The 12,922-nt window shown below is 48.7% G+C and carries 11 protein-coding genes; 2 read left to right on the top strand and 9 right to left on the bottom strand.

Going from position 1 to position 12,922, the window contains the following annotated elements:
• Positions 1-2,023: right-handed parallel beta-helix repeat-containing protein (locus tag Q0991_RS21860; protein ID WP_299492558.1), on the top strand; the 2,023-nt coding region annotated here is incomplete at its 5' end.
• A gap of 225 nt (positions 2,024-2,248) precedes the next feature.
• On the opposite strand, the gene Q0991_RS21865 is transcribed toward Q0991_RS21860, so the two are convergent.
• Positions 2,249-3,010, bottom strand: a complete 762-nt coding sequence (locus tag Q0991_RS21865; protein WP_366525041.1) for a hypothetical protein — start codon at positions 3,008-3,010, stop codon at positions 2,249-2,251.
• Between the two features lie 328 nt (positions 3,011-3,338).
• Positions 3,339-3,647: an SH3 domain-containing protein gene (locus Q0991_RS21870; protein ID WP_299492562.1), complete on the bottom strand. Its 309-nt coding sequence runs from the start codon at positions 3,645-3,647 to the stop codon at positions 3,339-3,341.
• Between the two features lie 237 nt (positions 3,648-3,884).
• On the opposite strand from Q0991_RS21870, the gene Q0991_RS21875 reads away from it, so the two are divergent.
• Complete coding sequence (locus tag Q0991_RS21875; RefSeq protein ID WP_299492564.1) at positions 3,885-4,394, top strand: PH domain-containing protein; 510 nt, start codon at positions 3,885-3,887, stop codon at positions 4,392-4,394.
• 16 nt (positions 4,395-4,410) lie between these two features.
• On the opposite strand, the gene Q0991_RS21880 is transcribed toward Q0991_RS21875, so the two are convergent.
• The 7 genes from Q0991_RS21880 to gltB all read right to left on the bottom strand — a co-directional run.
• Positions 4,411-5,628, bottom strand: a complete 1,218-nt coding sequence (locus Q0991_RS21880; RefSeq protein ID WP_299492566.1) for a DUF790 family protein — start codon at positions 5,626-5,628, stop codon at positions 4,411-4,413.
• 96 nt (positions 5,629-5,724) lie between these two features.
• Positions 5,725-6,267, bottom strand: a complete 543-nt coding sequence (locus tag Q0991_RS21885) for an SRPBCC family protein (RefSeq protein ID WP_299492568.1) — start codon at positions 6,265-6,267, stop codon at positions 5,725-5,727.
• Between the two features lie 82 nt (positions 6,268-6,349).
• On the bottom strand, positions 6,350-8,380 hold the full coding sequence (speA, locus tag Q0991_RS21890; protein WP_299492570.1) for a biosynthetic arginine decarboxylase: 2,031 nt from the start codon (positions 8,378-8,380) through the stop codon (positions 6,350-6,352).
• Positions 8,381-8,417: 37 nt separating this feature from the next.
• Positions 8,418-8,636 (bottom strand): hypothetical protein, encoded by a 219-nt coding sequence (locus Q0991_RS21895; RefSeq protein ID WP_299492572.1) that lies wholly within the window; start codon positions 8,634-8,636, stop codon positions 8,418-8,420.
• A 114-nt stretch (positions 8,637-8,750) separates the two neighbouring features.
• Positions 8,751-8,996 (bottom strand): photosystem I iron-sulfur center protein PsaC, encoded by a 246-nt coding sequence (psaC, locus tag Q0991_RS21900; protein ID WP_299492574.1) that lies wholly within the window; start codon positions 8,994-8,996, stop codon positions 8,751-8,753.
• A gap of 198 nt (positions 8,997-9,194) precedes the next feature.
• Complete coding sequence (locus Q0991_RS21905) at positions 9,195-9,899, bottom strand: CAP domain-containing protein (protein ID WP_299492576.1); 705 nt, start codon at positions 9,897-9,899, stop codon at positions 9,195-9,197.
• Positions 9,900-9,984: 85 nt separating this feature from the next.
• Positions 9,985-12,922, bottom strand: a 2,938-nt coding sequence (gene gltB / locus Q0991_RS21910) for a glutamate synthase large subunit (RefSeq protein ID WP_299492578.1), incomplete at its 5' end; no start/stop codon positions are given.

Raw genomic sequence — 12,922 nt, forward strand, 5'->3', positions numbered from 1 at the left:
AAACACATTTGATACGGGTGTACAAGTGTCAACTCGCTTCCAAGATCATTTCCTGGTATTGGATACGTTTAGGGAGCGCCAAAGCATTCGCCAATTTGAAGCTGCCATGGCCGGAGTTGATCTGGAGGCAGGGGTTAAGTTAGCACAATGGGACAGGGGGAATCTACGAGCTTTCGGAGGATTGTATTTTTACGATGCCCCTGGTAGCTCCGGTACTGTTGGTTGGCGGCTGCGATTACAGGCTGAACCCACAGAAAATTTTGGCTTGGGGCTCGCGGTGCAAGATGATGACTTATTTGGGACTAACGTTGTCTTTTCCCTCAAAGCTAGACTACCTGGTATACGCCCACGGGACGCACTGACGAAAACCGAAAGGGTCATCGCTCGTTTACGAGAGTCATGGACCCGAACGGATAGTATTACCATCGATCACCAACAAGAAGTGGAATTTTTGAGCGAGCAATCATCGGGGTTTTTAATGAATCCCGAAGAAGAGCAGCCCTACTTCTTTCAACATGTCAAACTCGGCAAAGCCGGAGGGGATGGGACATTTGAAAATCCCTTTGGAACGGTTCAGGCTGCATTGGATGCAACCCGTCGAGATGGCAATGATATCGTCTATGTCGATGGGGAAGCAGACATCCCTATTCCAGCCTTTAGAATTCCAGATCGAGTGCAGGTATTATCTCAAGGTCCTAGACAGATTTTGGCTGGAATGCCGTTCTCTACTTTTCCCAGGGCAACCGTTCGCCTTCCTTTTGACTCATCAGCAAATTTTGAAAATGGCATTTTAGTAGAATTACCCTTCTCAGGTGATGGGAATTTCCCGCAAATTACTGGTGGTGGACCTGATCTGGTGACACTGGGCAATCGCACAGTGCTCGCTGGCTTCAGGGTGGATGCTGCTGCAGGAAACGGCATCATAGGCTCCAATATTCGCCAGGTAGAGCTGCGCAACAACATTATCCGTAATTCTGGAGAGCGGGGCATTTTTCTGAATGATGTTGGGGGAGAAGTGGTGATGTTTGATAATGTTGTGACTGGCTCACAGGGCACTGCGCCTGACTCTGGTCAAGGAATTTTTATCCTAAATACGACAACATTGAGTGCCAGTGACGTGGTGATTGCGGGATATCAGGCCAACAATAATCGTGTAGGGATAGAAATTGCAGCGATCGGCGATATCGCAACGACTCAGGTTCCAAGTCAAATTATCGACATTGGCCCAAGCAGTTCTGACAATACCAGCATTGGCACGAGTGGAGATGTGCCTATTGACAACACGATCAGCAATAATGCTGCTCAAGGATTGCACATTAGAGCAGCAAACCTGGGCATTCAAGAAATTAGTATCACTAATAGTACGGTTAGCAATAATGGTGGCCCAGGTATTGAAGTTGATGGTGGAACGCTAGGAGGTTCCTCCACTGCATTTCAAGAGGTTTTTATTCGTAATAATGTGATTCAAAATAATAACGGTGCTGGTATCGATATTGAGGCGAACGAAACGGTCTTTCAGGAAGCCGTTATTGACAACAATGTTATTCGCAATAACACTGGCGCAGGTATTGTTGCTGAAGCTCGCCAAACCTCATTCCAGGAGTTTATTACTGATTCTGATAATGGCTCGTTTGGCATCAGTAACAATCTCATTTCTAACAACGGTGGGCAAGGGATTGACTTAAACTCGTCTGGCCTTGCTACCCAAGCTGCCGATATCAATAACAATTCCCTTGCGGGGAATAACACTACTCCCTCTCCAGACGCTGCTGGTATTGCGGTAACGGCTAACGATATTACCAATAAGACTTGTGTTGTTGCGTCAGGCAACACCGTCCCTGAAGGGATTCGATTGTCAACCACTAGCGTTGTATTTCCTGTCCAAGCGCTATTTCAGGTCGGAGATCGAGATAATCTATCAGTGAATAACAATAATGCTCCAGTTCAGCTTCTGAATTCCGTGACTATGTTGGAAGATCCAGCGGCATTTGACAATATTGCCCAGACTACTTGCTTTCCCTAGTTCACCTTGCGCCGAGATAGACCGAATTTTTCTCATCTTAGAACCGTGAGCTTCAATACCTCATACCCGCCAGCCGTTGGTGGATACTATTCTATTTGTTAAGGCGCTTTGCCCAGTCTCGGAGTCGGCACAAGCGTTGATCGTAAATGATGATCGTAATGATAAGTAAGGACAGCATCTATGGCATTGATTGGGCGCAATGCTGAATTCAGACACAGGCTGAAACTATCTGAAATCAGTCGGAATTACCGCAGAAACTGCTGCCTCGCTGAGCATCAGGGAGGTTACTCCCAAGACACTCTTTACATTTTTTTGAGGTTTCGCTTGACGTGTTCTGTTGAAAAAGTCATTCGTATGGGGCCATAGAAACACATTAAATTTGCGGTTACCTAGTTTTTGCCGATATTGAAAGGTTCTTTTGGTTGCCAAACTGGTCACAGCATTCAATCTATCGGCTAATCCCATACAGCGGCGAAACGTATTGGGGGTATAGCACTGGACATCAATCTGATGACATCCTTGAGTCGGCAGTTGCTTGGCTTGAAAAGGCTGAATACTACAGTAAATTGGCTTTGCATAAGTTGAACGAAGTTCAGCAAAATCTTTAGATGAATAATGTTTGAAGTAGTGATCATCTACTTGCAGGCCATCGGTATGCCGTGCCTCATGGATCAGTTGGGATACCGTTAGCGATCGCAACTGTGGTGACTGAATCCACACCACAGGCTTAAGCTGATTGTCTCGAGCCGCCTGACTGACTCTTTTTTGAACTTCATCGGGAACATTGCGATAGTCCAGAAAAACAACCTTATACTTTTGGTGTTTAATCTTTGCCATTGCCTCAGTCAAAGTATTGGAGGAGGCATGGTACCGAATCTGGGGCTGCGAAAGCCATGTACCTGTGGGAGCTGAATGTGCAGCTTGGGGCACTGCAAATAGAAATGCAGAAAATAGTAAACTTTTAAGGACTACTTTAGAGTTAGACATTTGGCTATAAATATTGTGTATTTGGGTATTGAAAACCAATTTTTATAAAAAATCTCTTTAAAAGCCCACGACTTTGTCCCCAATAAAGTTCATTGTTTTATTGAGTAAACCTCTATGTATGCTCCACAAAAATATGAAGCACAATATATAAGACTAGTGAATTATTGAGGAGATTTTTGAGGCAAGCCTAGCAATCGCTATTCATTTACATTCAAGCGCTTGTCACCGCTTATCGAATAAGATTTAAGTTCCTTCGGTTGAGACTGGGTGGCTAGGTTATATCCACAATAGATGTTCTCTTAACGATTCTTTTATCAGCAACAAGGACTTAGAATCTACGAGGTTGTTGTACTTGAATAAAATCGCCCCGAATCCAACCCCGAGCACCTGAGGGAAATTCGACATAGTACCAGTAATAACCATCGTTGCCCGTTGTAGAATTAATCACCTGCACGCGATCGCCCACCAAACCATAATGAGGAGAATAGGAGGAAGTACTTGGGCCAGAACGGACATTCACTCGACTTCCAGGTTGCGCACCAACCAGATACGCAGGTGCCGCAAATACGGGGACGGCAGCCAAGATTGACAAAAAAGAAATTGAGGCAAAAGAAAGGAGAGATCGGGTGAGTTTCATCTACTTAAGAAAAGTCAGCGTATGTTCACGTTCTCCTAATTTAAACGGGAGCATTAGGCTCGTCGTCAGTGAGAATGCGTAACTTAGCTATAATCAGAGTAGATAACCTCTGATTTTCGGACACTGATTTATTCTATATGGGTAAATAGTTGAGGTATATTGGCCTTTTAGAATGTCAGATTTTTGAGGTATTTAACATTTTAAGTGGATAATTTTTTCTAGGTAGAGGTTTTAAAGATGGATCTTGCTGCAACAACCTACCCTGCCCCTTGGGGCGTTTCGCTGAAAGCTATCTCTGGAGCAATCACTTTATTACTCATCGGCATCGCGGTTGTGGGCCTATTCATGGGTCCTAAAGGCAACTGGATCTGGCTTTTCAGTATGGTGGTTGTTCCCCTTTGTATCTTGATCATCACCGCTTTATTTACGGTCCGAGGGTATGTACTGACCCCGGATGCATTACTGGTGAAGCGCCTTGCCTGGAATACTGAAATACCCCTCCAAGGATTGCAAAGTATTGAAGCGGATTCCAACGCCATGGAAAGTTCCATCAAAACAATGGGGAATGGAGGTTTATTCAGTTTCTCAGGCTCCTTTCGCAATCAACGACTGGGAGCCTACCGAGCCTTAGCGACTGATATGCGTCGATGTGTTGTTCTTAAATTTGAGCAAAAGGTGATCGTTATTACCCCAGACAAGCCGCAGGCATTCGTTAACCAGGTCAAGGCCATAAAAGGCATGGCATAAGGACAGGTGTGAGATCTTAGTCAGCCAAAGCTTGCAAAACGGCTTTGGGGGCAAGTTTATCTTTGAACCATACCAATCGAGCGGGGGTATCTTGGAAATTCACGCCAGCTTTATCGAGGTTGAGACGTTCAGAAATCGCTAAGATTAAGTCCGACCGATTGGACTGTCGAACCTGAGAAAATTTCTTCTTCAAATACTCAGGTCGCCAGTAACCGACGATCTCCAATAGAAACGTTCGACCATCAGGGTGCACTAAGCGAAAGTCTGGAATCATCACACTTCCTGGGATGGGAATCAGATCAATTTCGCGCTCCAGCTTCCAGTCTGTTTTAGTCTTCTGCCAACGGTCGGCGAAGCTAGCTTCAAGCATACTGTCATAGGGCTTTCCCGGCGGGTAGTGACTGACCAGCCCACACTTAGAATCCAGGACAAATCGACTCGTCCGTTGTTTTTGGGAGTAGGTGTCTTTGTGGGTTAACGTCGCGATTAGGCTCCATTTTGTTACATGCAATAGGGCTGGAAGCAGCTTCGCTAAAGCTAAGCCATAACGCGTGCTGGCGCTAAACACACTGGCCGGTCCATCGATCTTAAGGGTAAAACCCTGATCGGCATCGCCCTCTATATAGGCCATCAGGCTAAACAGCTTGAGGTATCGAAACAGCAGCTTATACTCGCCAGGATCATTGCGATGGGCATTGATGATGATTTGAGTCGCTTTATAAAATACGCCTTGTACCTGGGACAGGTTATAGCGATGCAGCAATGCTTCGGGAGTCGGCGCATCAAAAGTCGTCAAGATTTGGTTATCAGGCCGATCCGCATAGAGTCCTTCCCGGATTTGGATCGCGCTGACGTCTTGATCGAGCTCCTGGCTTAAGTTAACCGCTAATCGCTCTAACGTTTGGGTCGTTGCTTGGGGACTGGGAACTGACTGAGCCGATAGAGCAAAGACCCGTTGACGCAACATCGGAGGATCAAGGGGGCTAATCACTTCAAACGTGGAGAAACTACTCGATAGCAGGTGGGCAAGCCCCCGTTTCACCCGATAATCCGTCCCTTCTCCTTCTAGATCTTGTAACTGCTGGTTGAGGTCACCTCGAGTCTGGTTACAAGCTGATTTGAAGCAGTCAATGGCTTCTGTTGCGATCGCAAGATTCCTCGCATTCACCTCCAACCGTTTCGGCAGGATCGCCTCGCCTTGATAGCGGTGCATCAGTAAATCAGACGGCAGCATTGTTTACCCTCATCCTGTTCGGGATGCTGCTGATTAAGCCTTGGTCTCCAACCCCGTCCGCCATCGCTGCCCCCCCATTAAACCGATAGAACAAGACTATTGTTCAATCAATGCCTTAAGGTTGGCTAAGCCCGCTTCATAATCTTGTCCGACAGAACTATCCAACACAAACCCGAGATAGGTGCTAATAGGCTGCATTAAGCGCGGAACCCCTGCTCTCATATCCGTATCTAAAGACCAAACAACAAGCGTACCATTGCCTTGGGGGGTTAATTGGAACGCTGCATCTGCCATTCCTTGTTGCCCAAAGTCCAGGTGAGTCTGGACATAACTGGGTTCAGTTAATGCCGTCACTTCTTGAGTCCCTGCCCCCACCATTGGATCTTCACTTTGCCACTGCATCGTCTGCCCCAAGCCATCCCCAGCAATGGTTAAGGCCATATTAGGGTCCCTTTGTGCCCATGGTGACCAAGATGACCATGCCGATAAGTCACTGACCACAGGAAAAATGTTTGTTGGAGGCGCATTGATCAATATATTGCGTTCAACATGCACTTGACTGGGCAGGATAAAGCCGCCCAAAATCACCAGTAATAACAGCCCCACCAATCCACCGATAGCGTTTCTGAAGGTAACCATATTAGACTCCTAGGATGTCATGCGTCTTCAGTGTAAAAAGAGAATCGGCCACTGCAGCAGGATTGAAATGAAGTTTTAACCCCTAAGATTTGAGGTAGGTATAACTTCTCAGACTGCGTTCATAATTTTTGAGGAGTCGTTGCGATTCGGGTAAAGTAATGCGCTGCTCTTGCAATGCGACTTCAGACTGCTTTCGGATTTCCTCAATTAGATCATCAGCGTCATATTGAACATATTCCAGCACCTCAGTGATGGTGTCCCCCTTCACCACATGGGCAATGTGATAGCCCATGGGGGTGAGGTCAATATGTACGACATTGGTATCTCCAAACAAATTATGGAGATTGCCCATCACCTCTTGGTAGGCCCCATTTAGAAACATCCCCAGATAGTAGGGTTCATTGGATTTTAGGGTATGCAATTCCAGGATGGGTTTAGTGTCACGCGAGTAGATAAATTGATCGATTTTGCCATCGCTATCGCAGGTGAGATCAACGAGGGTTCCTCTTTGGGTGGGCTCTTCATCTAAACGATGAATCGGCATAATCGGAAAGAGTTGATCAATGGCCCAGGTATCAGGAGCCGATTGAAACACCGACAGATTCGTGTAATAAAGCGACGCCATTCGGCGTTCGAGATCCTCTAAATCAACCGCCACATCATCGTCTTGACGTGCGATCGCAAGTATTTTCTGACAACAGGCTCCACAGAGTCGCTCGACCCGAGCCCGCTCTTGCAGACTCAGATAGCCAAACCCAAACAGGCTCACCGCTTCTTCTTTGAACTGGAGGGCATCATGATAGGCCTCCTGATAGTTCTCGGCATCGATGGTTTGATAGGTTTCCCAGAGATTCCGAATAATCAGATGTTCATCGGCTTGGGCAGGCTCAGGGGTTAGGTCTAAGGTTTCACTACTGCCCAGGACATTCATAATCAGCACCGACTGATGGGAAGCGATGGCCCGCCCGCTTTCGCTCACTAAGGTCGGCGCAGGGATATCTGCTTCAGCACAGGCTTCTTTGACCTCGGCAACCACGTCATTGGCATAGTTCTGCATATTGTAGTTTTTGGAAGCGGCCGAGTTGCTTTTCGATCCGTCATAATCGACCCCTAGGCCACCACCAACGTCTAGAAATTTCATATTGGCACCCAAGCGAGCCAGCTCGACATAGATTTGGCTGGCTTCCCGCAGGGCGTCTTTAATCACGCTAATGGCTGAAATTTGAGAGCCGATATGGAAATGGAGCAGTTGCAAGGAATTGAGCAAATCAGCGTTACGCAACTGCTCAACAGCCGCCACGACTTCTGGAATATTGAGACCAAATTTGGCGCGATCGCCTGCACTACTGCCCCAGCGGCCAATCCCTTTGGCACTCAGTTTGGCCCGAATCCCTAAAATCGGCTGAATCTGAAGCCGACGACTGGCTTCAAGCACCAACTCGACTTCTTCTAACTGCTCAATAACGATAATGGATTGATGTCCCAAGCGCTGGGCCAGCATGGCCGTCTCGACATACTCCAAGTCCTTATAGCCATTGCAAATCAGCAATGCCCCTGAGGTCTTGAGGGAGGCAATCGCAATCAGTAACTCCGGCTTAGATCCTGCTTCTAGACCAAACTGATGGGGTTGGCCAAAACGGACCAAGTCTTCAACTAAATGACGCTGCTGATTGCACTTAACAGGGAACACGCCTTGGTATCTTCCGGGATAGCTGTAGCGTGCGATCGCTTTGGCGAAACAGGCATTTAACCGCTCAATTCGATCTGCCAAAATGTCCGAAAACCGGATCAGCAAAGGGGCGTGAATATCTCGCTGTTGCAGAGACTGCACTAGATCATAGAGATCAAGAGAACCCCCTCGATCGCCTTTGGGTGATACCGTGACATGACCCGCCGCATTGACCGAGAAGTAAGGCTCTCCCCAGCCATGAATCCGATACAGTTTTTCGCTATCCTCAACCGACCAAGCTGGGATCGAGTCCGTTGGAGCAGGGTTGGGGTCTGCTATCGGTCGCTGCTCTGTACGTATTGGCTTGTCTCGGGAATTGCCATTATCCAGTTCTGTCGCTAGGGTTGGGGAAACTTTAGTAGCCCTATCTCGACCATTTTCCATGCTGATTGCCTATGCACGACCCGACACTTCAGACATCTTAGCTGAGTTTCAAGGCACAGGCAGGGACATCATCCCAAGATTCTACGGTTCTCAAACGGGCCACCCACCCTTCTTGTTTTTGGTGCTCCGTCAGATTCTCCTGAAAAGAAGTGTGGCAGTCTTGGGCATGTTGGGCATCACAACAGGCGATACAGGCATACACCAACCCGGCGGGATCAAGCTGTTCATTGACCCAAATGGTCTTTGCTTGGCTCATAGGATCGAGGGTCCAACGCTCAAGGAAAAAATGAAAAGAGGAAGCCGAAGCTCCCTCTCCTTAAAATGCAACACAGCAAAAATGACTCAAGATTTACGATGATAGCGAAAATGCTTAGTAAGCCAAGCCCATGCTGCGAGTTGTTTCTGCACCTAGATAAACCCGAATGCTCAGGAAGTCGGTAGGGCAAGCCGTTTCGCAACGCTTACAGCCCACACAGTCTTCTGTGCGGGGGGATGAGGCAATTTGACCAGCCTTACATCCATCCCAAGGGACCATTTCAAGAACATCTAACGGGCAGGCGCGGACGCACTGGGTGCATCCGATGCAAGTGTCATAAATTTTGACTGTGTGAGACATTGAATAAGAGCTCCAAAAAATAAGTGGCGTCTGTTAGCGCCGGGTGCTTTTCAAAGACAACTGTATAGTCAAGGATCCTATAACGTGTTTTAGTTTACAGCAGCGCATTTGCCACTTCTACAAAAATGAGAGGAAACTTCAAACAATGTTACTTAATAGAAGCCCCTCAAAGCCTGATATCTAGACTCTTTTAATCATTTAAGGTTGGCGAATAAAGACCTGTGTAAAGAAATATTCCTCGCCTTGGCGCACGACACCAACACCCGTGTCAGTGACTTCCGCCCGCAGCATATTCTGTCGATGTCCAGGGCTATCCAACCATCCCTCAATCGCCAGGGCCACGGGATCTGGCGCATTTTCATTCAAGGCCAAATTTTCGGCTACTAGATTGAACCGAATCCCGGCATTCAATAAGCGTTCCAACGCCGTATTACCCTGGCGGTCAGCATGGCTAAAGAAGTTGTTATCTGCCATATTCTGGCTATGTCTGCGAGCCACGTTGGCAACATTCGCATTCCACTGCAAAGGCTGCAGGCCATAGGACTGGCGAATATCATTCACTTCTGTATAAATCAGCTGGGATAAGTTGCCTTGAGCAACGGCTGTTGAATCGCGCCTGGATTCCTGAGGTGGAATCGGCTTAGGAGACTCCAAGACGGGCTCTGGGGTAGGCTGAGGCACTGATTTTCGCTGTCGGGGCTGTCGACGAATAGTGGGCGTTTGTCGGGGCGTTTTACATTCAAAAGGGACTGGAAACGGCAATTTAATGGGGAGAGCGATACACCCCACCAACAACCAAGACAATGACTTGTGGGTACCCAGCTGGGTGCGTTGTCCCTTGTTTCCAACCTCATCCTGTTCCAACACCGTCAACGACACCCGAGATAAGCTGGACTTAGCCATAAGAATGGGTCGCGCGCATGATGAATTGGGAATTATTGTACCCAATAAACCATGAACTCACCTGAGATATCGCTGAGCAGTATGCTTAAGCAGACGTCAACATCTTTTCCGTCGCCCCTTCGCTAATTTCTGCTCGCTCTGCCTCTGAAGGAGGAACCACCTGCCAAAATTGCGGCAGATATTCAGACCAGCGATCTAAGATCTCTTGACCTTTGGGGCTACCCGTATGGTCCACATGGGTTTGGATAAGAGCCTTTAACTGTTGGGCACCCGCTTCCGTATTGACTCGCTGAATTTGGACAATTTCGGGATTCACTTTAGTGGGGAAACTGCCATCTTCATCTAGGAAGTAGGCTAGTCCGCCCGTCATACCCGCACCCACGTTGCGCCCCGTTTCCCCAAGGACGACGACTACACCGCCCGTCATATATTCACAGCAGTGATCGCCGGAGCCTTCGATCACCGCTTGGCCCTGGGAATTACGCACGGCAAATCGTTCGCCCGCTTTACCGTTGGCATAGAGGGTGCCTCCGGTCGCACCATAGAGACAGGTGTTGCCAATAATCACATTGTCCGCCGCAGCATAGGTGGCTTCTGGTGAAGGTTTGATGGTGATTTCACCACCGTGCATGCCCTTGCCCACATAATCATTGGCTTCTCCCACTAAGTTAAGGATCATGTTGGGCAAGGTAAAGGCCCCAAAGCTTTGGCCCGCACTGCCTTCGAAGGTGAGATTGAGCTGGCCAGTGAATCCGGTATTGCCGTATTGCTTTGCGATCTCACCCGCAATCCGCGCCCCTACACTCCGATCTGTATTCACAATTTTCACGGTTTTAGCCACCGCCGTTTGATTTTGAATCGCCTGTTGAATGTCAGCATCCTGCAATAGCTCGTCATCCAGCACAGGACCATTGCTATGGACAGGACCATGATCCAACCAGCTCCGATCTGTACGAGTATCGGGGAGTTGGGTGAGACAATCGAGGTTAAGCTGCGAGGTTTTGGTGAGTTGAGCATCTTCTCGCACCTGTAATAGATCCGCTCGACCAATCACTTCATTGAGGGAGTGATAGCCCAAATGGGCTAAGAGGGAGCGCACTTCTTCGGCAATAAAGTAGAAAAAATTAACCACATGCTCAGGAATACCCGTAAAGCGCTGGCGCAGCTTCTCCTGCTGGGTAGCCACCCCCACCGGACAGTTATTGGTATGGCAGATGCGGGCCATAATACAGCCCTCGGCAATCATGGCGATGGAGCCGAACCCATATTCCTCTGCCCCCATTAAGGCCGCCATCAACACATCCCATCCCGTTTTTAGGCCGCCATCGGCCCGGAGAATAACGCGATCGCGCAGTTGATTCACCATCAAAGCCCGATGCACTTCCGTTAGCCCTAGTTCCCAGGGACTGCCTGCATGTTTAATCGAACTTAGGGGCGAGGCTCCGGTACCCCCATCATGACCGGAAATTTGAATGACATCAGCATTGGCTTTCGCTACCCCAGCCGCAATCGTGCCAATACCAATCTCTGCCACTAACTTAACGGAGACCTTGGCCTGGGGATTGATCTGATGCAGATCAAAAATTAGCTGGGCCAGATCTTCAATGGAGTAAATATCGTGGTGAGGTGGAGGAGAAATTAGAGTGACCCCCGGTTTGGAGCGGCGCAGCATAGCAATATAAGGACTGACTTTTTTCCCTGGCAACTGCCCGCCTTCACCGGGTTTAGCGCCTTGGGCCAGCTTAATTTCAATTTGCTGGGCATTCATTAGATATTCCGGCGTGACCCCAAACCGTCCCGATGCCACCTGTTTAATCCCAGAGCTGGCCGTATCGCCATTGCGCAGCCCCTGCAAATGGGGTAGCACGGCTGACTTGCCGTTGGCATCTACATCCGAGAGCACCTTAAATCGCACCGTGTCTTCGCCGCCTTCACCGGAATTAGACTTAGCTCCCATGCGGTTCATGGCAATGGCCAACACTTCATGAGCTTCCCGGGACAAAGCCCCTAAGGACATGCCGCCGGTGCAGAAGCGCTTGACGATGGCTTCCACCGGCTCCACTTCCGTAAGAGGTATGGCGTTGTGATCGCTCTTAAAATCCAGTAAATCCCGTAGGGCCGTCACGGGCCGACTCAGGAGCTGCTGCTTATAAACCTGGTAGTGGTCATGGTCCTTATCAACCACAGCTTTATGCAGCGCCTTGGACATATCCGGGTTGTTCATATGGTATTCACCCCCCGGACGAAACTGGATAAAGCCAAAGTTTTCTAGCTTTTTCAAATCCAGTTCGGGGAAGGCTTTCTGGTGAAAAGCCATCGTCTCTTGAGCCAGTTCGGCAATGGTTAGACCGCCCACCCGAGAGGTGGTGCCTGCAAATCCTAGCTCTAACAGCTCAGGGCCAATCCCAATCCCTTCAAAAATCTGAGCGCCCTGATAGCTGGAAATCAGTGAAATCCCCATCTTGGAGAGAATCTTAAGTAAGCCTGCTTCCACGGCTTTGCGATAGTTACTTTGAGCACCGCCAATGGTCATGGCTGGAATTTTGCCCCGCGTCATTAGCTTTTGGGTGCGCTCATCGGACCACCAGTGACGCACGGACTCTAGGGCTAAGTAGGGACAAATGGCCGCTGCCCCAAATCCAATTAGACAGGCAAAGTGATGGGTACTCCAGCACTGAGCCGTTTCCACAATCAGGGAAGCCTGCAGACGAATCTCTTGCTTGACCAAATGCTGGTGGATCGCCCCCACCGCTAACAATGGTGGGATATAGCTATAGTCGGCATTAAGCCAGGTGGTCTCTCCTGTGGGCGTATGGCGATCGCTAATCACTATGATTTGCTGTCCAGCCTGGACGGCGGCGGTGGCCTGTTCACAGAGGGACTGGACGGCGGTGGCTAAGCCCTCAGGACCATTGCTGAGGGGAAATAAGGTGGAGAGGGTTTGCACTCCAAAGTCAGAGTCGCGAATCTCACTCAACTCCGTTTCATTAATCACCGGAGAATTGAGCTTAATTAAGCGGGCG

The sequence above is a fragment of the Acaryochloris sp. IP29b_bin.137 genome (assembly GCF_028285745.1).
Taxonomy (GTDB): Bacteria; Cyanobacteriota; Cyanobacteriia; order Thermosynechococcales; family Thermosynechococcaceae; genus Acaryochloris.

Coding starts and splice junctions, on each gene's coding strand:
- Q0991_RS21865 (WP_366525041.1), bottom strand. CDS start 3,010: ATGTCTAACTCTAAAGTAGTCCTTAAAAGTTTACTATTTTCTGCATTT.
- Q0991_RS21870 (WP_299492562.1), bottom strand. CDS start 3,647: ATGAAACTCACCCGATCTCTCCTTTCTTTTGCCTCAATTTCTTTTTTG.
- Q0991_RS21875 (WP_299492564.1), top strand. CDS start 3,885: ATGGATCTTGCTGCAACAACCTACCCTGCCCCTTGGGGCGTTTCGCTG.
- Q0991_RS21880 (WP_299492566.1), bottom strand. CDS start 5,628: ATGCTGCCGTCTGATTTACTGATGCACCGCTATCAAGGCGAGGCGATC.
- Q0991_RS21885 (WP_299492568.1), bottom strand. CDS start 6,267: ATGGTTACCTTCAGAAACGCTATCGGTGGATTGGTGGGGCTGTTATTA.
- speA (WP_299492570.1), bottom strand. CDS start 8,380: ATGGAAAATGGTCGAGATAGGGCTACTAAAGTTTCCCCAACCCTAGCG.
- Q0991_RS21895 (WP_299492572.1), bottom strand. CDS start 8,636: ATGAGCCAAGCAAAGACCATTTGGGTCAATGAACAGCTTGATCCCGCC.
- psaC (WP_299492574.1), bottom strand. CDS start 8,996: ATGTCTCACACAGTCAAAATTTATGACACTTGCATCGGATGCACCCAG.
- Q0991_RS21905 (WP_299492576.1), bottom strand. CDS start 9,899: ATGGCTAAGTCCAGCTTATCTCGGGTGTCGTTGACGGTGTTGGAACAG.